Source organism: Nocardiopsis sp. NPDC006198 (genome assembly GCF_040613895.1).
In the GTDB taxonomy this organism is placed as follows: domain Bacteria; phylum Actinomycetota; class Actinomycetes; order Streptosporangiales; family Streptosporangiaceae; genus Nocardiopsis; species Nocardiopsis tropica.
Genome location: NZ_JBEXSY010000007.1, coordinates 57,295 through 80,151 on the forward strand (window position 1 = coordinate 57,295; position 22,857 = coordinate 80,151).

The 22,857-nt window shown below is 73.6% G+C and carries 21 protein-coding genes; 9 read left to right on the forward strand and 12 right to left on the reverse strand.

Annotated features, from left to right (window positions below; all coding sequences use genetic code 11):
* The first annotated feature begins 75 nt into the window (after window positions 1-75).
* Window positions 76-1,284 (forward strand): nucleotide disphospho-sugar-binding domain-containing protein, encoded by a 1,209-nt coding sequence (locus tag ABZ234_RS07115; protein ID WP_355011363.1) that lies wholly within the window; start codon window positions 76-78, stop codon window positions 1,282-1,284.
* A gap of 13 nt (window positions 1,285-1,297) precedes the next feature.
* Here the strand turns inward: ABZ234_RS07115 and ABZ234_RS07120 are convergent, their stop codons facing one another.
* From ABZ234_RS07120 to ABZ234_RS07130, 3 genes are all read right to left on the reverse strand, one after another.
* Window positions 1,298-2,551 carry an activator-dependent family glycosyltransferase gene (locus ABZ234_RS07120; protein ID WP_355011364.1) on the reverse strand — a complete coding sequence of 418 codons (1,254 nt, stop codon included), beginning with the start codon at window positions 2,549-2,551 and terminating at the stop codon, window positions 1,298-1,300.
* A gap of 37 nt (window positions 2,552-2,588) precedes the next feature.
* Window positions 2,589-3,155 (reverse strand): N-acetyltransferase, encoded by a 567-nt coding sequence (locus ABZ234_RS07125; RefSeq protein WP_355011365.1) that lies wholly within the window; start codon window positions 3,153-3,155, stop codon window positions 2,589-2,591.
* Between the two features lie 76 nt (window positions 3,156-3,231).
* The gene (locus ABZ234_RS07130; protein ID WP_267947225.1) at window positions 3,232-3,330 is read right to left on the reverse strand and encodes a SapB/AmfS family lantipeptide; all 99 of its coding nucleotides are present in this window, start codon (window positions 3,328-3,330) and stop codon (window positions 3,232-3,234) included.
* A gap of 317 nt (window positions 3,331-3,647) precedes the next feature.
* Between ABZ234_RS07130 and ABZ234_RS07135 the strand changes: the two genes are divergently transcribed.
* The 3 genes from ABZ234_RS07135 to ABZ234_RS07145 all read left to right on the forward strand — a co-directional run bounded on the left by ABZ234_RS07135 (window position 3,648) and on the right by ABZ234_RS07145 (window position 7,683).
* Window positions 3,648-4,232: a GNAT family protein gene (locus ABZ234_RS07135; RefSeq protein WP_355011366.1), complete on the forward strand. Its 585-nt coding sequence runs from the start codon at window positions 3,648-3,650 to the stop codon at window positions 4,230-4,232.
* Window positions 4,233-4,285: 53 nt separating this feature from the next.
* Window positions 4,286-6,817: a class III lanthionine synthetase LanKC gene (gene lanKC / locus ABZ234_RS07140; RefSeq protein WP_355011367.1), complete on the forward strand. Its 2,532-nt coding sequence runs from the start codon at window positions 4,286-4,288 to the stop codon at window positions 6,815-6,817.
* A gap of 140 nt (window positions 6,818-6,957) precedes the next feature.
* Window positions 6,958-7,683 carry a class I SAM-dependent methyltransferase gene (locus tag ABZ234_RS07145; protein WP_355011368.1) on the forward strand — a complete coding sequence of 242 codons (726 nt, stop codon included), beginning with the start codon at window positions 6,958-6,960 and terminating at the stop codon, window positions 7,681-7,683.
* A gap of 6 nt (window positions 7,684-7,689) precedes the next feature.
* Here the strand turns inward: ABZ234_RS07145 and ABZ234_RS07150 are convergent, their stop codons facing one another.
* From ABZ234_RS07150 to ABZ234_RS07170, 5 genes are all read right to left on the reverse strand, one after another.
* On the reverse strand, window positions 7,690-8,478 hold the full coding sequence (locus ABZ234_RS07150) for a DUF4429 domain-containing protein (protein WP_267947229.1): 789 nt from the start codon (window positions 8,476-8,478) through the stop codon (window positions 7,690-7,692).
* Between the two features lie 66 nt (window positions 8,479-8,544).
* Entirely contained in the window at window positions 8,545-9,540 is a 996-nt protein-coding gene (locus ABZ234_RS07155; RefSeq protein WP_355011369.1) for an ATP-binding cassette domain-containing protein, read from the reverse strand.
* 98 nt (window positions 9,541-9,638) lie between these two features.
* On the reverse strand, window positions 9,639-10,196 hold the full coding sequence (locus ABZ234_RS07160; RefSeq protein WP_267947231.1) for a GNAT family protein: 558 nt from the start codon (window positions 10,194-10,196) through the stop codon (window positions 9,639-9,641).
* Between the two features lie 98 nt (window positions 10,197-10,294).
* The gene (locus ABZ234_RS07165) at window positions 10,295-10,417 is read right to left on the reverse strand and encodes a SapB/AmfS family lantipeptide (protein ID WP_267947232.1); all 123 of its coding nucleotides are present in this window, start codon (window positions 10,415-10,417) and stop codon (window positions 10,295-10,297) included.
* A gap of 188 nt (window positions 10,418-10,605) precedes the next feature.
* Window positions 10,606-10,728 carry a SapB/AmfS family lantipeptide gene (locus ABZ234_RS07170; RefSeq protein WP_267947233.1) on the reverse strand — a complete coding sequence of 41 codons (123 nt, stop codon included), beginning with the start codon at window positions 10,726-10,728 and terminating at the stop codon, window positions 10,606-10,608.
* A 291-nt stretch (window positions 10,729-11,019) separates the two neighbouring features.
* On the opposite strand from ABZ234_RS07170, the gene ABZ234_RS07175 reads away from it, so the two are divergent.
* Together ABZ234_RS07175 and ABZ234_RS07180 are read left to right on the forward strand one after the other, a co-directional pair.
* On the forward strand, window positions 11,020-11,625 hold the full coding sequence (locus tag ABZ234_RS07175) for a GNAT family protein (RefSeq protein WP_344181765.1): 606 nt from the start codon (window positions 11,020-11,022) through the stop codon (window positions 11,623-11,625).
* Window positions 11,626-11,800: 175 nt separating this feature from the next.
* Complete coding sequence (locus ABZ234_RS07180; protein WP_267947235.1) at window positions 11,801-12,658, forward strand: ABC transporter permease; 858 nt, start codon at window positions 11,801-11,803, stop codon at window positions 12,656-12,658.
* Between the two features lie 209 nt (window positions 12,659-12,867).
* On the opposite strand, the gene eda is transcribed toward ABZ234_RS07180, so the two are convergent.
* The 3 genes from eda to zwf form a co-directional block, all read right to left on the reverse strand.
* Complete coding sequence (gene eda / locus ABZ234_RS07185) at window positions 12,868-13,500, reverse strand: bifunctional 4-hydroxy-2-oxoglutarate aldolase/2-dehydro-3-deoxy-phosphogluconate aldolase (RefSeq protein ID WP_267947236.1); 633 nt, start codon at window positions 13,498-13,500, stop codon at window positions 12,868-12,870.
* 152 nt (window positions 13,501-13,652) lie between these two features.
* The gene (gene edd, locus ABZ234_RS07190) at window positions 13,653-15,488 is read right to left on the reverse strand and encodes a phosphogluconate dehydratase (protein WP_267947237.1); all 1,836 of its coding nucleotides are present in this window, start codon (window positions 15,486-15,488) and stop codon (window positions 13,653-13,655) included.
* Window positions 15,485-16,966: a glucose-6-phosphate dehydrogenase gene (zwf, locus tag ABZ234_RS07195; RefSeq protein WP_267947238.1), complete on the reverse strand. Its 1,482-nt coding sequence runs from the start codon at window positions 16,964-16,966 to the stop codon at window positions 15,485-15,487. Before zwf ends, edd begins: the two co-directional genes overlap by 4 nt.
* A gap of 206 nt (window positions 16,967-17,172) precedes the next feature.
* Between zwf and ABZ234_RS07200 the strand changes: the two genes are divergently transcribed.
* The 3 genes from ABZ234_RS07200 to ABZ234_RS07210 all read left to right on the forward strand — a co-directional run bounded on the left by ABZ234_RS07200 (window position 17,173) and on the right by ABZ234_RS07210 (window position 21,380).
* Window positions 17,173-18,360, forward strand: coding sequence for an ROK family transcriptional regulator (locus ABZ234_RS07200; protein WP_267947239.1), 1,188 nt, complete (start codon window positions 17,173-17,175; stop codon window positions 18,358-18,360).
* A 314-nt stretch (window positions 18,361-18,674) separates the two neighbouring features.
* The gene (locus tag ABZ234_RS07205) at window positions 18,675-19,349 is read left to right on the forward strand and encodes a hypothetical protein (protein ID WP_355011370.1); all 675 of its coding nucleotides are present in this window, start codon (window positions 18,675-18,677) and stop codon (window positions 19,347-19,349) included.
* 444 nt (window positions 19,350-19,793) lie between these two features.
* Window positions 19,794-21,380 (forward strand): LCP family protein, encoded by a 1,587-nt coding sequence (locus ABZ234_RS07210; RefSeq protein WP_355011371.1) that lies wholly within the window; start codon window positions 19,794-19,796, stop codon window positions 21,378-21,380.
* Between the two features lie 408 nt (window positions 21,381-21,788).
* On the opposite strand, the gene ABZ234_RS07215 is transcribed toward ABZ234_RS07210, so the two are convergent.
* A complete protein-coding gene (locus ABZ234_RS07215; protein ID WP_355011372.1) occupies window positions 21,789-22,850 on the reverse strand; it encodes a hypothetical protein in 1,062 nt (353 codons plus the stop codon).
* Window positions 22,851-22,857 lie beyond the last annotated feature (7 nt).

Below are 22,857 nucleotides of genomic sequence, written 5' to 3' on the forward strand. Positions count from 1 at the left end.
ATCGAAATCCCGGAAGTGGGGAACACCTTGCGAATCGTCGTCGCGGCATACGCGGACAAGGCTTATTTCTTTGGCATGGTGCCGACGGCGTGGGCGCTGCGTGCCGCCGGACACGAGGTGCGGATCGCCACCCAGCCCTCCATGACCGAGGCGGCCGCCGAGACGGGCCTGACCGTGGTGCCGGTCGGGGGCGACCACACCCTCGCCGAGGTCGTGGCCCACGGGCGCGAGGAGCCGGGCGAGTCCATCTTCGACCTCTCCGAGGAGCGCCCGGAGCGGCTGGGCGAGGAGAGCCTGCGCGACGCCTACGAGGACCACGTCACCTGGTGGTGGAGACTCGTCAACGAGCCGATGGCGGAGGACCTCGTGGCGTTCTGCCGCGAGTGGAAGCCGGACCTGGTCCTGTGGGAGCCGAGCACCTACTCCGGGGCGATCGCCGCCGAGGCGTGCGGCGCGGCCCACGGGCGGTTCCTGTGGAGCGTCGACCTCTTCGCGCGCCTGCGCGGCCTCTACCGGGCGGCCGACCCCGACCCGGCCGTACCCGACGCGCTCACCGCCTGGCTCACCGAGGCCGCGGCCGCGTTCGGCGTGGACTTCTCCGAGGACCTCGTCCTGGGCCAGTTCTCCGTGCACCAGCTCCCCGAGGCGCTGCGGCTGCGGGAGCTGGAGACCGGTACGCACCTGAGCGTGCGCCCGGTGCCCTACGGCGGGAGCGCGGTCCTGCCGGCGTGGGCCCGCGAGGAGCCCAAGGGCCGGCGCGTGCTCGTCGACTGGGGTTCCTGGAGCAAGTCCCCGGAGGGCGCCGCCTCGTTCGTCGACGTGGTCGACGCGCTGATGGAGCTGGAGGCCGAGCCGGTCGTGCTCTCCCCGCGCTCCTGGGAGGACGCGCTGCCGGCGCTCCCGCCGGAGGTCCGGGTCGCCGACACGGCGGCCGCCCACCTGCTGATGGGGTCGTGCTCGCTGCTGGTGCACGGCGGGGGCTTCGACTCGTACTGCAACGCCCTGGTGGAGGGGCTCCCGCAGTTCGTCGTGCTCAACGCCGACCAGTTCGACGGGGGCCTGATCACGCGCGCGCTCCAGGACCGGGGCGCCCTGCGCTCGGTGTCCCTCGCCTCGGCCCTGTCCGAGGGGGTCGACCAGCACCTGGCCGCCGTCCTCGACGGTCCCGGGGTGAGGGAGGCGGCCGAGCGGATGCGTGACGAGACCCTGTCCGCCCCCGCCCCGGACCAGCTGGTCCCGGCCCTGGAGCGGATCGCCGCCCTCCGGGGCGCCGGCGGGGCCTGAGGGGTCGGACCGGTCAGCGCCGGTCGGCGAGGCCGGTGAGGGTGCGGGCGAGGTCGGCGGGTGTGGGCATGGCGGCGATGTCGTGTCGCAGGGTGTGTGCGGCGCGGGTGAAGGACGGGTCGCGCAGGAGGGCGCCGACGCCGTCGGCGACGGCCTCGGGGGTGACGCGGTCGGGGGGCAGGAGCAGGGCGGCGCCCCGGTCCCGCACCAGGCCGGACAGCACCGGGATGTCGAACATCCGGGGGTGCGGCGCCAGGAGTTGCGGGATCCCGCTGCTCAGCGCGGTCAGGACGGTGCCGGGACCGCCGTGGGTGACCATGGCGGCGCAGGTGGGGGCGAGTGCGTGCAGGGGCACGTACTCGACCAGACGCGTGTTGGCGGGGACGGCGCCGAGCTTGGCCTGCTCGTGGGCGGGCAGGGTCGCCACGACCTCCACGTCCAGATCGGCCAGCCCCTCCAGGAGGGTGCCCACGTCGACCGTGTAGCCGCCCAGTCTCAGGCTCGCGCTCGTGCCGAGGCTGAGCCCGACGCGGGGGCGTTCCGGCGGGGTGCGCAGCCAGTCGGGGACCACGGCCCTGCCGTTGTAGGGCACATAGCGCACGGGCAGGTAGTCCAGGTGGGAGGGCGTGTCCACCCTCAGGGACGCGGGGACCTGCTCGATGGTGGCCTGGCCGTGGACCAGCTCCTCGGAGAACTCCACCCCGTACCGGGCGGCGCGCGCCCCCAGCCAGGCGGCCAGGGGGTCCTCCCGGTCTGTCTCGGGCTGCTCGGCCATCCGCGCCAGGAACCGCGCGCGGACCCGGGCGAACAGGTCCACGCTCCACAGGTGCCGCACGTGCGCGGCGCCGCACAGCTCGGCGGCGAGGGGGGCCGCGTACGTCGACGGCTCCCACACGACGAGGTCGGGTCCCCACTCCCGGCAGAACGCCACCAGGTCGTCCAGCATGGGGTCGTTCACCATCCGCCACCACCAGGTGACCACCTTGCCGTAGCCCTCGCGCAGGTGGTCCCAGGTGAGGACCTCGTCCCGGTCCTCCGCCATGTCGAAGTCCAGATGCCGGTCGGCCAGCCCGTTCCGGCTGACCCTGGCGAAGTGGTGGTCCCTGCCGACGGGGACGAAGGGCAGTCCCGCCCCTGCGGCCACGGACCGCAGGTGCGGCTGGCTCGCCACCCGCACCTCGTGCCCGGCCGCCCTCAGGGCCCACGCCAGGGGCACCGTCCCCAGGAAGTGGGTCCTCTCCGCCTGCGTCGCGATCAGCACCCTCATCGCGGCCGCCGCCCCGCGCCCCCGTGCCGGACGGCGCTCACGCCGACCCGGTCCCCGCAGCCGCCGCGCGTACGTAGACGGCGCCGGCCGCGTCCCACTCCTCCCGGTAGACGGCGAAGATCCGCACGGAGCGCAGCCTCTCCCCGTCGCGCAGGTACTCGGTCAGGGTGCCCTCCCGGGGCGTCGGCGTCCCCGTCGCGCGCAGGCCCGGGAGCCCGCTGTCGACCACCCAGAAGTAGACCTTGCGGATGTTCCACATCGAGAAGGCGTAGTTGACGGCCAGGGCGTGGGCGTCCGTCACGCCCTCCTCCCCGAGCAGTGCCGTGTCCAGGGCGAGGGCGCACTTCACGTAGCGCCCGTTCGGGTTGAGGGAGTGCAGGGAGGCGTACCCGCAGACCCGGCCGGACTCCGGGTCCTCCACGAAGAACTGGGCGGCCACGCCATCGAACTGCCTGGGCCAGAGCGAGGTGAAGACGTCGCGGCTCGGCATCCCGGCCAGACCGAGCCCGGAGAGCTCGTCGTGGATCGCCTCCCCGAACCTCTCGCCGGTGGACGCGAGCCTGGCCGACCGCGTCTCCAGATGGGGGAAAACGATCTCGTGCACAACTTCTCCCGACACTTCTGGGCAGAGCAGAGAAAAGCGCTGTGAAGATTGGCATCTCCACAGCGCGTCAAAACAATCAGCTACAACCGAAGTAGCTGATGCCGCTGTTCAGCAGAACGGCCTCGTCGAGGACGGTGTCCATCTCCTGAAGAGACAGGACGTCGGTGTGAACCATGTCTGGGCTCCTTTCCTGTGCGCAGTCGGATACTGGCGGTTCAGAACCTAGGGCAATTCCTCCGGTGCGACAAGAAGCCCGCGACCCGGCTCCCGGCGGCCGTCCCCTCCCCCGGCCGGCCGCCGACGCGGGGAGCCTCCCGCACCCCGTTCCGCCGACGGCACACGTGCTGTCCCGCCGGCGGGACGCCCGGCCGGCGCCCCGAGCCGCCCTCCGGGCCCCGACCTGGCTCGGCCCCGGATCCCGGCCGGGCACGGGCGGGCGGGGATCCCCGGTCCCGGCCCGGCGGTCGGGCACGGCCCCTAGAGTGTCGCGCCATGCTCACACCGCACCTCGAGACCCCGCGCGTCAGATTCAGCCCCATCGCGCCGGAGAACGTCACGAAACTCTACGACCTCCTGACGGAACTGGGCCTGGAAAGCCTTCCCTCACGCGACGCCTTCTCCGAGTCCTACCACTCGGTGGCCAAGCGATTCGTCGACGTATTCGAGATCCAGCTCCGGCGCACGGGCGAGGTCCTCGGTTTCGGGTCGATCCGCGAGCACGACCCGGCCGGTCATGTGAAACTGGGAATCTTCATGCGCGCCGACCGCCTTCCCGTGGGCGTGGGCGCCGAATCCATGATGCTGCTCGTCAACCACGCCTTCGCGAATTGGGATTACCTCAGGAAAGTGTACGTTCTGACCACGGACGCGAGCCTGGGGCAATTCGGGTCGGCACTCCTGGCCACCCCCCGGGAGGCGTCACTCCCCCGACACGTCTACTTCCAGGGCCGGCTGTGGGACCTGCACTTCTACTCGGTGTCCCGGAGCGCCTGGACCGCCAACGGCGCTCCCATCCTCGACAGGATCGCGCGCGGGCCCAGGTCCAGGGCCGCCGCCGGGGGCTCCCGGCCCGAGTGAGCCGCGCCCCGCGCGGCCGAGCCCGTACCGCCACGCCTCCCGGAGGGAAGCCCATGCTCGACCTGTTCGAGATGTACACGCTCGCGGACCCGCTGTTCTTCGAGGAGCCGAGCCGCCTGGCGGACGGCTCCCGCCATGCCCTCGTGGTCCCGGCGGAGTTCTCCGTGAGCGCGCTGGAGCCCCCGACGGGCTGGAAGCGCACACGGAGCGGTCTCTGGCAGGTTGTCGCCCCCGAGGACCCCTCGCTGCCCGAGCAGGGGTGGAAGATCCACGTCTCGGCGACGGTGGACGGCGCGGACGCGACCTGCCGTGACGTGTGGGACTACTGCACCGGGCACGGGATCGCCTTCAAGTACCTCCTCGACAAGAACATCCTCGTCGCGGCCAACGCCAAGTACGCGGCCCGCGCGTCCAGCGGCAAGCTCCTGACCGTCTACCCGCGCGACGAGGAGGAGCTGGAGCGGACCCTGCACGGGCTCTCGGCCCTGGTCGGCGGGCGTCCCGGACCGTACGTCCTCAGCGACCTGCGGTGGGACCGGGGCCCCCTCTACGTCAGGTACGGCGCGTTCCGGGAGAGGTGGTGCCTCGACGCGCACGGCTCCCGGATCCCCGCGCTGCGCGCGCCGGACGGCTCCCTCGTCCCGGACCGCCGCGTCCCCTCGTTCTCGCCCCCGTCCTGGGCGGCGCTCCCCGACGTCCTCAGGCCCCACCTGGCCGCCCGGTCCTCCGAGGAGCGCCAGCCCTACGTCGTGGAGAAGGCCCTGCACTTCTCCAACGGGGGCGGCATCTACCTGGGCCGCCGGGAGGAGGACGGCCTCCGGGTCGTCCTGAAGGAGGCCCGTCCGCACGCGGGCCTGGACCGGGACCTGCGGGACGCGGTGGCGCGCCAGGAGCGCGAGGAGGAGAACCTGCGCCGCCTGGACGGCGTCCCGGGCGTCCCCCGGCTCCTCGGGAGCTTCACGCTGGGCGGCCACCGGTTCCTGGTGCAGGAGTACAAGGAGGGCCGCACCCTGGGCTCGTGGGGCGCCGTCCACCACCCCGGTGTGACCGACGCCCGGCCCGGCGCCGACAGCCTCGCGGCCTTCACGGAGCGGGCCCTTCGCATCCTGGGACGACTGGAGGCGGTCCTCGCCGCCGTCCACGAACGCGGCCTCGTCTTCGGCGACCTGCACGCCAACAACGTCATCGTCGACTCCGAGGACGACGTCGCCCTCATCGACTACGAACTCGCCTTCGACGCGGACGACGACGGTCGACGGGCTCCGCTCGGCGCCCCCGGCTTCTCCGCGTCGGCCAGGACCGGCCCGGCCGTCGACGCCTACGCCCTCGCCGCGACGCGCCTGTCCGTCTTCCTCCCCTTCTCCCGGATCACCGCGCTCGCCCCGGAGAAGGCGGTCGCCCTGCTCGGCGTGCTCCGCGAGCTCTTCCCCGTGCCCGCGGCGTGGGCGGACGAGATCGAGCGCGAGCTGGTCCCTGACTCCCGTGCCCCGGCGCCGACCCCGGTGACCCCGCGGGCCGTCGCCGCGGGCATCCGGGCGTCCGCCACGCCGGAGCGCACCGACCGGCTGTTCCCCGGAGACCTCCAGCAGTTCGTGTCCGGCGGCTACGGCATGGCCCACGGCGCGGCCGGGGTCCTGTGGGCGCTGGACCGGGCCGGGCAGGGGCGCTCGCAGGAGCACGAGGCGTGGCTGTTGGCGGCGTCGCGCCGCCTGCGCTCCCCCCGGCAGGGCTTCTACGACGGGGTCGCGGGCCTGGCGTACGCGCTGGACCACCTGGGCCACCGCGAGGAGGCCGCCGACCTGCTGGACCGCAACGCCGGGGAGCCGGTCGGGGGCGTCTCCCTCTTCTCCGGGACGGCCGGGGTCTGCGCGAACCTCGTGCACTTCGCCGCGGGGGACGCAGGAAGCGAGTACGCGGTCCGCGCCGCCGAGCTGGGCGGCCGGCTCGCCGAGGCGGTCGCGTCGGCCTCCGGGGACGGCCCGGCCGCCGGGCGGGCGGGGCTCATGCGCGGCTGGAGCGGCGTGGCCCTGGCCCTGCTCGCGCTGTACCGCACCACGGGCGACACCGCCTGGACCGACGCCGCGGTGCGGGCGCTGCACCTGGACCTGGACCAGTGCGTCACCTCCCCCGACGGCGCCCTGCTGGTCCGCGACCGCGGCGCGCGCGCCCTCCCCAACATCGACGCCGGGGGGCTCGGCGTCGCCCTCGTCGTCCAGGAACTCCTGGCGCACAGGGCCGACGAGCGCTGCGCGGAGAGCCTTCCCGCGCTGAGCCGGTCGTGCCACACCCTGCTGTACGCGCAGGCGGACCTGCTCCACGGCAAGGCCGGGCAGGTCGCGGCGCTCGCCCGGCTCGGCGGGGCGGAGGAGGACCTGCGCTCCCGGGTCCGCGAGCTGGAGTGGTACGCCCTGCCCTTCCGCGGCCACACCGCGTTCCACGGCGGACGGGTGCCGCGCCTGTCCATGGACCTCGCCACCGGCGGCGCCGGCGTCCTGCTGGCCCTGGCCGCGGCGTCCGGCGGGGGGAGCCCCTTCCTGCCGTTCTTCTCCGAGCCGCCCGCGACCGCGGGGAACGGGACCGGCTGAGGACCCGCGCCGGGACCGTGCGGTCCCGGCGCCGACGCGGGCGCACCGCGCCCCGGCACGTGCACACAAGGCGGGCCGTCGGGGACTCGGGGCGGTGGACGCCCCCGGCCCCGGCGGCCACGGACGGAAAGGCCCATCCGATGTACGACAGCAGCTACGCGTCCGTGTACGACACCGTCATGATCCACCGCGGCAAGGACTACGACGCGGAGGCCGCGCTGATCGCCGGCCTGGTCCGCGAGCGCAGTCCCGCCGCGGACTCCCTGCTGGACACCGCGTGCGGCACGGGGCTGCACCTGCGCGCCTTCTCCGGGCACTTCGACCGGGTCGCGGGGCTGGACGGGTCCGACGAGATGCTGGAGCTGGCCCGCGCCCGGGTGCCCGGCCTGCGGACGTGGCGCTCGGACCTGCGCGAGGTGGCACTGGACACCCGGTTCGACGTCATCACGTGCATGTTCGCCGTTCCGCACCTGGAATCCGAGGACGAGCTCGTCTCCGTCGTCCAGGGGCTCGTGCACCACCTGACCCCGGGCGGTGTCCTGGTGGTCGAGCCCTGGGTCGGGCCGGAGGGGTTCACACCGGGGCACGTCTCCCGCGACCTGGTCGAGGACGGCGGACGGACGGTCGTGCGCCTGTCCCACTCCACCCGCGTCACAGGCAGGCACGACCGGATGCGCATGGTCGTGCACTACGCGGTGGCCGACCCCGAGGAGGGCTTGAGCCACGCCACGGACGGGTGGGAGATGTCGCTGTTCACGCCGGAGCAGTACGCCGCGGCCTTCGAGAAGGCGGGCTGCACGGCCGAGCACCTGCGGATCGAGCCGTTCGCCCACGGCCTGTGGGTGGCCGTGCGCGCCGACGGCTGACCGGCGTCAGGCCTCCTCCGGCTCCTGCCGTGTCCGGCGCCACGGCAGGGCGGGGAACGCGCGGCCGCCCTCGACGGCCTTTCCGCGTGCGGTGGGGTGCGGGAGCAGCGCCGTGACGGCCGTCGCCACGACGGCCGTGGTCCCGCCCTCGTAGTCCGTTCCCCACAGGCTCCAGTGCACCGCGAAGGGGTCGTACCTGGGCAGGACCGACTCGGTCCTGCCGAAGGGGACGAACCGCAGACTGCCGTCCTCGCCGCTCGCGACGGAGGTCCACCGGACCTCGGCGATCTCCTCCAGGGCGAGCCGCTGGGGACCGGCCGCCCGCTTGGCGGACTCCGCCTTCCAGTTGGGCCGCAGGTAGACGTGGGCGCCGTCGAAGACGACCGAGGCGTCGCCCGCGTCGGCGCGGACCGGGGCCGCGGGGGCCTCGACCAGGTAGCGGTCGGGGTCGGTCGCGTCGCCCGGCGCCAGGGCGGCGATCTCCTCGGTGACGGTCTCGGCGAGGTACTCGGCGACGAGGGCCTTCTCCTTGCCCACGCGCAGCTGGTAGGGGTCGCCGCTGCGGCTCAGGTGCCCGCCCGTCGCCTCGGTGAAGGGGTCGGCGCCCGGACGCGGGTGGGCCCGGAGGGTCCCGCCCCTGCGCCGGGGCTCGAAGACGACGCCCGCCAGCGCGGGCAGCGGCAGCGACACCACTCCGAGGCCGCGGCGCAGGGGGTGGGCTCTGCGCCCGGGGGTGATCCACAGGGCCGCCCCGTCGAAGGACCACGACCCGTGACGCGCGCTTACCTCAGCCATACGGACATAGTAGGGGCGGGCACGGGACCCGGGCCGAGGCAGCGGCGGCGGGCGCACGGTCCGGACTCAGCGCCCGGGGCCGCCGACCAGCGGTTCGGCCCCCCCGCGGTCCTCCCGGGCGGGGCTGTCGATCCCCCGCCCGGTGTGCGCCAGGAAGACGTCGTCCAGCGAGGGCGATCTGACCTGGACCGATGTGATCTCCGCGTCGACCTCGGAGAACACGCGGGGGACGAACCGCCGCCCCCCGGCCACCGTGAACCAGACCGTGTCGCCCTCGACCACCGGGGCGAGGCCGAGCCGTGTGCTCAGCTCCTCCCGGAGGGCCTCCGGGTCGCGGGCGACGATCTCCACGCGGTCCCGGCCGATCTGCGCCTTGAGCTCGGCGGGGCTGCCGACCGTCACGATCTCCCCGCCGTCGATGACGGCGATCCGCCCGCAGTTCTCGGCCTCCTCCAGGTAGTGCGTGGTCATCAGCACGGTGATGCCCTCGCACTCGTTGAGTTCGCGGACGCGGTCCCAGATCGCCTCGCGGGACCTCGGGTCCAGCCCGGCCGTCGGCTCGTCGAGGAACAGCAGGCGGGGGCGGTGGAGCAGGCCCCGTGCGATCTCCAGCCGCCGGCGCATGCCGCCGGAGTAGGTACCGGCCAGCCTCTCCCGGTCCTCCCACAGGCCCACGTCCCGGAGCGCCCGGGTCACCCGCCCGTCGACCTCCTCGGACGGGACGCCGTAGATCTCGGCGTGGAACTTGAGGTTGTACCAACCCGTCAGGTACCGGTCGAGGGTCTGCTCCTGGAACACCAGACCGATGCTGCGGCGCACGTCGGGACGCTCGCGCACGATGTCGAACCCGGCGATGGAGCCCGTCCCCGACGTCGGGGTGATCAGGGTGGAGAGCATGCCGATCAGCGTGGACTTGCCCGCCCCGTTGGGGCCGAGGAGGCCGAACAGCTCCCCCGGGGCCACCTCCAGGTCGACCCCCTTGACCGCCTCGACCTCACCGAAGCTCTTGGCCAGGCCGCGCGCGCGTACCATCGCCTCCGGGCCGGAACCGTCCGTCGCCATAGTCGTTCACCGCTCCTCCGCTGGTGGAGCGCCCGGTCCGGGACGGACCCGGGCGCGTTCTCCCTCCGACGCCTCCGGGCCCGGGCCGGGCCGCGCGGTCAGGCGGGGAGCCCCTCGCCCGCGCGGACCCGCACGAACTCCGCCCCGGTCCGCTCCCACGCCTCCCGGTAGACGGCGAAGACGTGGGCCGTGCGCAGTTCCGCGCCGTCGAGGACGTACTCGGGCAGGGAACCCTCCAGCCGGACCTCGGCCCCGGTCCGCCGCAGGGCCGCGAGGTCCTCGTCCGGGGTCCACAGGTAGAGCTTGCGCAGGTTCCACATCGAGAACGCGTAGTTGACGGTGAGCGCGTAGGCGTCGGTGGCCCCGTCCGGCCCCAGTTCCCGCTCGTCCGCGACGAGGGAGCCGCAGCCGTGGCGGGCCTGGGAGTTGAAGCCGTGCACGGAAGCGTAGCCCGCGACCCGCCCGGTCCCCGGGGCGTGCAGGAGGAACTGGGCTCCCACCTGGTCGTACCTGCCGGGCCAGAGGGCGGCGAAGACGTCGCGGCCGGGAAGGCCGTCCAACCCGTGGCCGACGAGTTCGTCGCGCACCGCCCCGCCCCGTCTGGTGCCGGTGGCGGCAAGCCTCACGCCGACCGTGTCGAGGTGGGGGAAGATCATCGCGTGCGGCCTCTCTCCCGGCCCGGTTCGTCGCGGACCGGCCGGGCGTGCGGGGGAACGCTGCGAAGAGGGCCCTCACAGCGTTCCCGGAGGAACGGCTACTGGGGCTGGGTGATCACGTCGCCGCTGCAGCCGACGAGGCTGAGGCCGCTGTTCAGCATCGCGCTCTCGTCGACGGCCACCTCGAAGGCCTGGAGATCGAGGACGTCGGAAAGTGCCATTTTTCCTCCTGAGAAAGAAAAACACGGGGGATACCTACGGGAGGGAAGATAGGAGAAACCACAGCCGACCACAAGAGACGAATCCGCCCGGCGCCCGGTGCGAAGTCCGGCCGTGCAGGAGCCGTCTCCGCACCGGGATCACGAGATGGGACGACCGGTTGAATCCCCGTCAAATACCGGTCAGCCGGTCAACTCGGCTGGACAATGACGTCGCCGCTGCAGCCGATGTAGCTGAGTCCGCTGTTGAGGAGGGCTTCGGCCTCCAGGCCGATGTCCATGCCCTGAAGCGAGAAGACGTCGGACAATGCCATGGCGTCCACCTTTCTTCGATGGTCCGATAGTGCCGACCCAGAACCTAGGCCGACAATGTCGTCGGCGACAAGGAGGGCATTCCCCCGCGCACGTCCCGCCGGCGGGACAGGAATACACGGAGGAACCCGGTACCGTTTCGAACCCCGTCCGCACCCCTTTGGCGCGGACGGGAGGCGCCCCGGGGGCGCGGCCCGCACCGACCCCCGTGCGCATCGCGTCCTTCCGTGCCAGGATGTCGCCCCCACGGGCTCCGAGCCCCGCGGCAGGCGGAAAGGACGCAACGGTCGGCGATGACATCCCCCCACCTCGAAACCCCTCGTGTCCGCTTTCGTCCCATCGACGAGGAGAACGTCCTCGATCTGTACCAGCTCCTCCTGAAGCTCGGCATAGAGACCCTGCCGTCCCGGGACAACTTCGAGTCGTCGTTCAGGGCCGTGGACGATTCGGAGGTCGCCGTACTTCAGATCGAGACGAAACAGGACGGCGAGGTCCGGGGATTCGCCTCGATCCGGGAACACAGCCCGGCGGGGCACGCGAAGGTCGGCATCTTCATGGATCCCCACGGAATTCCGGTGGGCGTCGGAGCGGAATCCATGATGCTCCTGGTCAACTATGCCTTCACCCGCTGGGAGGATCTCAGAAAAGTATACGCCCTGACGACGGACGCGAGCCTGATGCATTTCGGCTCAGCCCTTTTCGCGACACCCAGGGAGGCCACCCTCCCCGGGCACGTGTATTTTCGGGGCCGGCTGTGGGACCTCCACTACTATTCCGTCTCCCGGGAGTCCTGGGCGGGCACGGGGGCCAAACTCCTCACGAGGATGGCGGGCGGCCGTCCACGGCGGGAGGGCGCCGGCTCCGTGGAGAGGGGGTCCGCGCCGGTGTGGACGGAATGACGGACGTGAGGACGGCGGCCGAACCCGGCGCCGACGGGAACGCCCCGGGTTCGCCAGGGTGGGGTCCGCGGGGCATCCGGCCGGAAGGCTCCCCGGGCGCCGCCCGCTCCCGCGGACGGACGGGGGGAGGGTGCCCCCCGACTCCCGAGCAACCCCCTGACGAGAAGGACACCGGATGACGGCCACGCGGCGCCAGCCCGCCCCCACCTCCCCCTTCGGGCTCGGTCACGACCTGCGCACGATCAGGGTGGTGCTCAAGCGCGACCTCTTCCGCTTCGTCCACGACGTCAGCCGGGGCGTGGCGATGCTCCTGCAATCGGTGATGTGGCTGTTCGTGATCGGTGTGGGCTTCGGCTCGCTCATCCCCCGCGGCGAGGACGACCTGCCGCTGACCGCCGTCATGTTCCCGGGCGTGATCGTCATGACGGTCATCGGCACGGCGGTGTCCTCGGCCGCGACCATCGTCACCGACCGCGAGGTCGGCTTCCTGCGCGGCATGCTCGTCGCGCCGGCCAAGCGCTCCGCGCTCATCCTGGGCAAGGTCCTGTCCGGCGCGGTCCTCGCCACCCTCCAGGCCTGCCTGATCCTCTCGGTCGCGGGGCTGGCGGGGGTCCCCTACGCGCCGGGGCTGATGCTCACCCTGTTCGGGCTCACCTTCATGGTCGGGCTGACGGCCTCCGCGATGGGCGTCTTCATCGCCGTCTCGGTCAAGGGCAGCGAGGCGTTCATGGGCATGGCCCAGCTCGTCATCTCGCCCCTGGTCCTGTTGTCGGGCGCCATGTTCCCCATCGGGAACCTCCCCTCCTGGCTGGCCGCGATCACCCTGGTCAACCCGATCACCTACGTCGTCGACCCCATGCGCCAGGCGGTCTTCGCCCACCTCGACACCTCCCCCGCGACCGAGGCGCTGTTCAACCCCGGGATCACGTGGTTCGGCTGGCAGATCCCCTGGGCGGCCGAGGTCGGACTCGTCGCCGGGGCCGGCGTGCTCCTGGTGTGGCTGACCGTGGTCCGCTTCAACCGGTCGGAGTAGGCGGCGCCGCGGGCGGGGGCGCCCGGCGGAGCGGCCAGGGGCCCTCGACCACGCGGCGGACCGGCGCCAGGCGTCCGGCGGGTGTGGGACGGGCGTCGAGGGCCCTCCGGTACGCCGGTGCGGACGTCGCGATCCGTACCGGGACGTCGAGGGCCCTCGTCGCCTGGGACGGGTGGGGTCGTCGTCACCGCCCCCCGCGGTCAGGACGCCTAGAGGGCCGCGGCCTCCTCGGCCAGGCGGGTGACGCGGCCCCAGTCGCCCGCCGACACCAGGTCGGCGGGGGTCAGCCAGCTGCCTCCCACACAGCCCACGTTTGACAGGGCCAGGTAGGAGGGGGCCGACGCCGCGGTGATCCCCCCGGTCGGGCAGAAGCGCACCTGGGGCAGGGGGCCCGTCAGCGACTTCAGGAACGCCGCGCCGCCCGCGGCCTCGGCGGGGAAGAACTTCAGCGCCGAGAGACCGCGCTCCAGGAGCGCCATCGCCTCGGACACGGTGCCCACCCCCGGGAGGAAGGGCAGGCCGGTGTCGGCCATGGCCGAGGCGAGGTCGGCCGTGCACCCGGGGCTGACCAGGAACCGCGCGCCCGCCTCGGCCGCCGCCCGCGCCTGTCCGGGAGAGACCACGGTGCCCGCGCCCACGACGGCTTCGGGCACCTCGGCCGCGATGCGCCCGATGGCCTCCAGCGCGGCCGGGGTCCGCAGCGTCACCTCGATACCGGGCAGGCCGCCGGCGACCAGGGCGCGGGCCAGCGGCACGGCGGTCTCCGCGTCCGAGACCACCACCACCGGCATCACCGGGGCGAGGTCGAGGATGTCCGCGCCCGAACGGGGGCTCGTCGTCATGTGCGTCTCCGTCTGTGTGGTGGTGCGTGGTCCGGTGCGGGCGCACCGGCGGCCGCCCGCTCCGGCGCGGGCGGCCCGGGGCGGGGCGGGCGCGCCGCGGACCGGTGGGCCGGTCCTTCCGCGCGCCCGCCGTCCGCAGCGTGGGTCGGGGGTCAGAAGACCCCGGCGCCGGCCTCCGCCGGTCCGACCACGCCGCGCAGTGCGGCGAACAGCTCCCGGCCGGTGCCGGTCGAGGAGTCGGCGCTGGGCTGGGCGGGCTCGCGTCCGGAGAGGTCGGCCAGCACCTCCAGTGTGCCCGCGGTGGCGTCCAGCCTGATCGGGTCGCCGTCGCGCACGTACGCGAGGGCGCCGCCCGCGACCGCCTCGGGGGAGACGTGGATGGCCGCGGGCACCTTGCCGGAGGCCCCGGACATGCGCCCGTCGGTCACCAGGGCGACCTTCTGGCCCCGGTCCTGGAGCACCGCCAGCGGCGGGGTGAGCTTGTGCAGCTCGGGCATGCCGTTGGCCCGCGGCCCCTGGAAGCGCACCACGGCGACGAAGTCGCCGGTGAGCTCGCCCGCGGCGAAGGCGTCCTGGAGTTCGGCCTGGTCGGCGAAGACCCGGGCGGGGGCCTCGACGACGCGGCGCTCCGGTGCGACCGCGGAGGTCTTGATGACGGCGCGGCCCAGGTTGCCCGAGAGCATGCGCAGGCCGCCGTCCGGTGCGAAGGGGTCCTCCACCCCGCGCAGCACGGTGGTGTCGCCGCTCTCCTTGGGCCCGTCACCCCAGGTCAGGGTGGCCCCTTCGAGACGGGGGGTCTGCCGGTAGCGGCCCAGTCCCCCGCCCATGACGGTCTGCACGTCCTCGTGGAGCAGGCCGGCGTCCAGGAGGGTGCCGATCAGGTAGGCCATGCCGCCCGCCTCGTGGAACTGGTTGACGTCGGCGGCGCCGTTGGGGTACATGCGGGTGAGCAGCGGCACCACCTCGGACAGGTCCGCGAAGTCGTCCCAGGTCAGCTCGATACCGGCGGCACGGGCGATGGCCACCAGGTGCAGGGTGTGGTTGCTGGAGCCGCCGGTGGCCAGCAGGGCGACCACCGCGTTCACCAGGGCCCGCTCGTCGACCTGCACGCCGACCGGGTTGTGGGAGTCCCCGAGGGCGGTCTGCCCGAGCACGCGGCGCCCGACCTCGGCGGTGAGGGCCTCGCGCATGGGGGTGCCCGGCTGCTCGAAGCTCGCCCCGGCCAGGTGCAGGCCCATGACCTCCATGAGCATCTGGTTGGAGTTCGCGGTGCCGTAGAAGGTGCAGGTGCCGGGCGAGTGGTAGGCGGCGGACTCGGCCTGGAGGAGTTCGCGGCGGTCCGCCTTGCCCTCGGCGAACTTCTGCCGCACCCGCGCCTTGTCCTTGTTGGGCAGGCCGGAGGGCATGGGGCCCGCGGGCACGAACGCCACCGGGAGGTGGCCGAAGGAGAGCGCGCCGATCAGCAGGCCCGGCACGATCTTGTCGCACACCCCGAGCATGAGGGCGCCGTCGAACATGTCGTGGGACAGCGCGACGGCGGTGGCCATCGCGATGACGTCCCTGCTGAACAGGGACAGCTCCATGCCCGCACGGCCCTGGGTGATGCCGTCGCACATGGCGGGCACCCCGCCCGCGAACTGGGCGACGCCGCCCGCCTCGGCCACGGCCGCCTTGATGAGGGCCGGGTAGGACTCCAGCGGCTGGTGCGCGGAGAGCATGTCGTTGTAGGAGGAGACGATGGCCAGGTTGGGCTTGACGTCGCCGGCCAGGGCGAGCTTGTCGGAGACGCCGCAGGCGGCGAACCCGTGGGCGAGGTTGGCGCAGCCCAGTGCGGTGCGGGCGGGCCCCCGGCCCGTCGCCTCGTCGATCCTGGCCAGGTACGCGGACCGGGTCCCGGCGCTGCGCTCGGCCAGGCGGCGGGTGACGTCGGCGACGACGGGGTGGACTCCGGGTCCGTACCCGGTCGTCCCATGGGTGTGCGCGGTCATCGGGGTTGCTCCTCTTCGTGCCACGTGCGGCCGGTGCGGCCGATGAGCCGGTGCGCGCCCTCGGGGCCCGCACTTCCGGCCGGATAGGTCTCGGGGGTGGTGTCCGTGCTGTTCCAGGCCTCGATGATGGGATCCACCCAGCGCCACGCGGCCTCGACCTCGTCGCGGCGCATGAAGAGGGTGGAGTCCCCCGTCAGCACGTCCATCAGCAGCCGCTCGTAGGCCTCGGGCGAGCGGGTGGAGAAGGTGTCGGCGAAGCTGAGCTCCAGCGGCACGGGCCGGAGCCTCAGCGCGCCCGCGCCGGGCGTCTTGGCCAGCATGGTGAGGTGTATGCCCTCGTCCGGCTGGAGGCGGATGACGAGGCTGCCCGCGCCGGGGACCGTGTCGGTGCCGGGGAAGATCGTGTGCGGCACCTCCCGGAAGCGGATCACGATCTCCGAGCGGGCGTGGCCCACGCGCTTGCCGGTGCGCAGGTAGAAGGGCACGCCGGCCCAGCGCCAGTTCGCGATCTCGGCGCGCAGAGCGACGAAGGTCTCGGTGTCGCTGACCGCCGGCCCGCCCGCCTCGTCGAGGTAGCCGTGGACCTCGACCCCCTGGACGGTTCCGCGCCCGTACTGCCCCCGGGCGGTGTCCTCGGCGACCCGGTCGCCGGTGACGGGCCGCAGCGACTGGAGGACCTTGAGCTTCTCGTCGCGAACGGCCTCGCGGTCGTAGCTGGCCGGGGGCTCCATGGCGGTGAGGCAGAGCAGTTGCAGGAGGTGGTTCTGCACCATGTCTCGCATGGCGCCGGAGGTGTCGTAGTAGCCGCGCCTCCCGCCGACCCCGACGGTCTCGGTGGCGGTGATCTGTACGTGGTCGATCCAGCGGGAGTTCCACAGGGGTTCGAGGAAGACGTTGGCGAACCGCAGCACGAGCAGGTTCTGCACGGTCTCCTTGCCCAGGTAGTGGTCGATCCGGTAGATCCGCTGCTCGTCGAAGACGGCGCCCACGGCGTCGTTGACGGCGCGGGAGGAGGCGAGGTCGCGTCCCAGGGGCTTCTCCATGACCACGCGGGACCCGGGGGTGGCCAGACCGGCGCCGTCCAGGCCGCGGCAGATGTCGCCGGAGATCATGGGCGGGACGGCGAGGTAGAAGACCCGGTCGCGGCCCGGGTCGAGGGCCGCGGCGAGGGCGGCCCATCCGGAGGGGTCTCCGCCGACGTCCACGGTGACGTGGGAGAGGCGGTCGAGGAAGCGGCGGAGCACGTCCGGCTCGACCACCTGGACGGCGGGGTGGCCGCGGACCGCCGAGGAGGTCTTGTCCCGCAGGTCGGCGTCGGTGAGGCCGTCGCGCGAGACGGCGATGACGCGCGTTCCCCCGTCCAGGTGGCCGTCGCGGTCCAACAGGTAGAGGGAGGGGAGGAGTTTACGCATGGACAGGTCGCCGGTGCCCCCGAAGACCACCAGGTCGGTGGGGCGGGGCGCGGACTGCTGCGACATCTTCGGGCTGCTCCTGCGGGGAGGGAGAACGGAGAGGGGTGCTGCGACGGGGGGGCGGTGCGGGAGGAGGAACGGCCCTTGGGGTCCGGGGACGTTCGCCACTTTCGACCTTACGCCCGACTATGGTAAAAAACCAAGCACACTTGAGAACACTTCTTTACATAACCTCCCAGTCTTCGAGGCTTAACCCCATGGTTGAATGAGATATGGCCAGAACCCCCGGACGCCTTTCCTCTGCTGCCACCAGCGGCCACATCCTGGAGCTGATCCGCTCCGGCGCCGCGACCAGCCGGTCCGAGATCGCCCGGGTCACGGGCCTGTCCCGCCCCTCCGTGGCCCTGCGCGTCACCGAGCTGATCGGGAGCGGCCTCGTCACGGAGGGGACCGGAGCCGTCTCCAGCGGCGGCCGGCCCCCCACCCTCCTGGAGTTCAACGCCGGCAGCGGGCTCATCCTCACCAGCGCCCTCGGCATGGCCCGCAGCCAGGCGGCCGTGTGCGACCTCAACGGGGACGTCCTCGTCCGGACGCCCGGCTCCCCCGACATGGAGAAGGGGCCCGACGCGACCCTCCCCTGGCTGCTCGACGTGTGGTCCGAGCAGCTCGCCTCCCTCGGCCGCGGGCCCGCCGACGTGCGGGGCGTGGGCATCGGCCTGCCCGGCACGGTCGAGTTCCACGCGGGGCGCGCCGACGACCGGCCCTTCCTGGGCAAGTGGGCGGGGGTGGCGCTGGCCCCGCTGGTCGCCGAGCGCTTCCCGGTCCCGGTGACGGTCGACAACGACGTCAACGTGATGGCCCTGGGCGAGCACATCGCCGGCGGGCACGGCCACCCCGACGACATGGTCTTCGTGAAGGCCTCCACCGGGATCGGCGCCGGGCTGCTGTCGGGAGGGCGCCTGCTGCGCGGCTCCCTGGGCGCCGCCGGGGAGATCGGCCACATCCCCGTGCGCGACGGCGGGGGCCTGCCCTGCCGCTGCGGCAACACCGACTGCCTGGAGGCGGTCGCCGGCGGTCGGCGGCTCCTGGAGCTCGCGGCGGAGCGGGGGCGGCGGGCCGACACCCTCAAGGACCTGGTGGCCCTGGCCGTCGGCGGCGACCCCGTGGCCGTGACCCTCGTCAGGGAGGCCGGACGGCGGCTCGGCGAGGCGCTCGCCGGCGCCGTGAACCTGCTCAACCCCGAGGTGATCGTGCTGGGCGGGGACCTGTCGGAGGCCTACGACCACCTGGTCGCGGGCGTGCGCGAAGTGGTGTTCCAGCAGTGCACGGCCCTGGCCACCCGGCAGTTGCGGGTCGTGGCCAGCTCCCTGTGGGACGACGCCGGCGTGCGCGGCTGCGCGGCGATGGTCACCGAGGAGATCCTGTCGCCGGAGTCGGTGAACAAGCTCCTGGCCGGGTGACGCCGACCCCCGGCGCCCCGTCCACAGGCTGTGGACAGAGGGTGTCACCCCCCACCCGACGGGGCATCCCGAAGGAGGGACCCCGGGGCCCCGCACCGCCCGCCCCCGTCCCGCCCGCCCCCACCCATGCCTGCGATCCCCGGCATGACCTGCGACAACGCTCTCGGCGGCGGGCGTCCGCCCCGCGTTCGCACTTGACAATCACCCCCGATGTGGCGAATAGTCGCCCAGCACCGGTCCCCGCCCCCGCACATCCCCAGTCACCGCCCCGTGACCGCACCCCGTGCGGACCCCCGCCCGGAAAGGTCCTTCCCGTGCTTCTCGAGAACCCGCTCGCGTTGATCCTGCTGGGAGCCGGAATCAGCCTGGCCACCAGTGTCGTCGTGACCGGCCTCCAGGCCCGCCACATCAGGCGCAACGACATCCGCACCTCCTCCCGCTCCTCCGCCCGGAGCCTGACCAGCGCGTTCATCGCCGAGCGCGACTCCGACGGCCGCCAGGAGGGCTTCGTCGCCGAGGCCGAGCTGACGGTCATGTCGATGACCGACCGCAAGACCCGCGAACGGCTGCGCGACGTCATCCGCCTGCTCCGCGAGCGCAACCTCCCCGAGATCGAGGAGCTCAGCGGGGTCAAGGCCGAACGCGCCAGACAGCTGCTGTGCGACCACGCCCTGGAGGTGCTGGGCGCGCACCTGCGCTCCGAGCGGCTGCCGGAGGTCCCCGACCCCGTGCGCAGGATGCTGACCGTCGAGGAGGAGGCGCTGAGCATCCACTCCGGCGAGACGCCGCGCCCCGTCGAGCCCATCGCCAAGAGCGCCGTGACCGCGCGGCCCCGGCACACGGACGCCAAGCCGGCGGCACGGAAGACCGCCAAGGCGACCCCCGCCAAGCCCGCGGCCAAGTCCGCCGCGAAGCCCGCCGCCAAGGGCGGCCGATCCGCCGACGCCGCGGACGGTTCTGAGAAGGAAAGCACCTTCTGGGACGACTGACCGGAAGAAGCCGGATCGTTGCGTGTGATCCCACCGTGAGGCTCTGATCCTCCGTGCACACGGCGGGTCAGAAGTGATTCTTGCGGGCACAGATGAGAAAGTCGGGCGCAAGGCGCCAGCAGGCCATCACCCGACGAAGGAATTGTGCTGCGCAATTGTGGTCAGTAGCCCCGCTCGCGGACAACCCGAGCGCGCAAACGAAGAGAACTTCACCTAGGATCTCTGCCACACGCGGGTTTCCGTGTCGTCGGCCGCGTCCCTCCCACGGTCCGGCCGATGCCCCGTGGGCCGCACCCGGACGCCCGGGCTGCCCCGGGCCGCTCGACCACCCGCCCCAGTGTCCCGCGCGACCTCCGCCCTCCCCCAGACACGGACTCGTGGCCTTTCGGTCCCCTGTCCGACCGTTGGCACGTCCCGCTGTCCGAACTCACCGAGATTGCAACGATGCCCGCTGACGAGAACTCCTCCGCCGGTCCCGGCGCGGACAAGACCCCAGACGAGACACCCGAGAAGACACCCGGCTCGGACCCCGGCCCCGGAGCGGAGCCCTCCGCGGCCGGGCGGCCCGGAGCGGACGGGACCGAGGAGGCCGGCGACGACGGGGTGAACGCGCCGGCGTCCGCCGACCCGGCCCCGGGCGGCCCGGGGGGCGACGAGCGCTCCGGCGACGAGGGCGTCCCCGGGGCTGCCGCCGCCGAGGCGGGCGCGGAGGCCCCGGAGGCGTCGGAGGGGCCCGGCGGAGCCGGGGCCCCCGCCGCCCCGGACGGCGACGGCGCCCCCGACGGTGACAGTGCCCCCGACGGCGGAGGCGCCGGAGGGGAGGGCGCGGAGACCGCGCCCTCCCCTCCCCCCGGCCCGCGCGGGCGCCGCCGGGGCCGCCGGATCGCCGTGTGGACCGCGGCCGTCCTCGCCGTCCTCCTGGTGGCCGGGGTCGCCTCGGCCTACGGCTACTACCACTTCCTGCGCTCGGGCATGGTCCGGCACGACCTGGACACGGCGCTCAAGGAGGAGGAGCGGCCCGACAAGATCAGCGACGCCGTCAACATCCTCTTCATGGGTTCCGACGGCTACGAGGAGGGCTCCACCGCGTACAGCCAGGAGTTCGAGGGCGAGCGCTCGGACTCGATCATGCTGGCCCACATCTCCCCCGAGAACCGGGTCTCCGTGATCAGCTTCCCCCGGGACTCACTGGTCGAACTCCCCCAGTGCGACGCCTACGGCAACACCGAGGGCACGTACGGCTACTTCGGGATGGTCAACGCGGCCATGTACCACGGCGGCCCGCCGTGCGTGGTCCGCACCATCGAGTCGCTGACCGACATCCGCATCGACCACTTCGTGCACCTGAGCTTCATGAGCTTCCGGGACGTCGTCGACGCCATCGGCGGCGTCGACATCTGCATCCCCGAGCCGATGAGCGACCGCCGGTCCCGGCTCGACCTCGACGCGGGGCAGCAGACGCTCAACGGCGACCAGGCCCTGTCCTTCGTCCGCGCCCGCTACGAGATCGGCGACGGCGGCGACATCGGCCGCATCGACCGGCAGCAGATGTTCCTCGCCGCCCTGGCCGACCAGGTGACCAGCAGCGACGTCATGACCAGCCCGACCAAGCTCAACGGCATCCTCCAGGCGGTGGCACAGCACAGCGCCACGGACCAGGAGCTCACACTCGACCGGATGCTCTCGATCGCCGTCACCATGGCCGACGCGGACCTGTCCGACATCGAGTTCCACACCGTGCCCTGGTACCAGGCGCCCTTCGACGCCAACCGGGTCATGTGGCACGAGCAGGAGTCCGCGGAGCTGTTCGCCGCGGTGCGGGAGGACCGGCCCCTGCCCGCCCTGCTCGCGGCCGACGACGCGCCCGCGCCGCAGGAACCGCCGGGCGCCTCCCCCACCCCCGTGGACGCGGCCTCGGCGAGCGACGCCCCGGACGCCGCCGAGTCGGCCCGGCCCGGCGGGGGGCGTGACGCCACGTCCAACCCGTGCGCCGACGGCCTGGGCTTCGGCACCGGCGAGGAAGAGGAGTAGGAACCCGTCCGGGACCGCCTCAGCGTGGGGACGGACCGGACGGACGCCAGGAAGCGGCCCCCGGGCCGGTGGGACGCACGGTCCGCACCGGCCCGGGGGCCGCTCCGCTTTCGGGTCGGGGACCGGCCCGCCGCGGGGCGGTCCCGCGCCCCGGGCACGGTCCCCTCCGTCCCCGGACGGCCCGGGGCGCTCCCGCGTGGTCCCGTCCCCGGACGGGGCGTGGCCCCGGACGACGAGCGTCCGGGGCCACGGTCGGCACCTCGTGCGGCGGGGACACGCCCTGTCCCGCCGGTACGCGCCGCGGAACCCCCACAGTCCCCTCGGCGCCTCGGTCGGCGGGACGGTCCCGCGCGCCGCCCGAGGCCCCGTGCGCCCGCCACGACCGGCGGGCGCACGTTCCGGAAGAGGTCAGACGGCGCCGGAGGGCAGCAGGCCGGTCACCTGGCCGGCGTCGAAGGTCGGCTGCCCCAGCTCGGGCAGGCCCCGCACCCCGACCAGGTCGTTGCCCAGCGCGTCCTCGCGGACCAGGCCGGTCACGGCGTCGGTCGTCTCGGGGGCGGCGAGGGGCAGCACCTCGCCGGGGGCGGGCAGTTCGGGCAGGCCCAGGTCCCCCGCGGACAGCGCGGTCTGCGGCAGGGTGGAGGCCGCCAGGTCGGCGGTGCCCGCCAGGTCGACGGGCAGGGCCTCGGCCGCGCCGCCGGTCGCCTCCGTCCCGGCCATGGGCAGCACCACGTCGTCGGACAGGACCAGGTCGGTGATCAGGTCGGCCTTGCCGCCGGTCAGGTCGGTGTTCTCACCGCTGAAGGGGCCGGCCGGGGAGTCCGCGGCGGCCATGGGGAGGGTCGCCCCCCGGCCCGGGAGGGGGGCGTCGAGGCCGTGCAGACCGCTCCCGACCTCGTGGACGCCCTGCTCCGCGGTCGCACCGACCTCGGAGACGGCCGCGCCGACCGTCTCCGCCGGTCCCCGGACGGGCAGCGTCGAGGCCCCGTGGCTCTGCGGCAGGGTGCCGCCGCCCAGGCCCAGCCCCTCCAGGACGCCGAGGCCTCCGACCAGGTCGGCCACCGGGTCCGAGCCCTGGCTCAGCGGCAGGGACCCGGTCGCGGCGCCCAGGTCGAGCGGGCCGACGTTCGCGGAGTTCTTCTCGTCCCCCTCCAGGGGCGCCGAGACGTTGTCACCGACGACGTGTCCGACCACGTCCCGGGGGGCGGTCTGCCGGGGGGCGGACTGCTGCTGGACGTCGGGCTGGGCGGAGATCTTCCCGGGCTGGACCTTGACCAGGTCGCCCAGGGGGGTCGAGACGCCCTCGGTCAGCTGTGCGGGCACCCGGCTGCCCAGGTCGCCGAGCTGGAGCCCGTCCGTGACGCCGCCGAGGGTGTCCGCCCCGGCGACTCCGGCCCCGAGGGCGACGAAGCCGGCAGTACCGGCGGCCACCAGCAGGGTCTTGGCGGTGGTGCGGGCGGTGGTGAACATGTGTGAG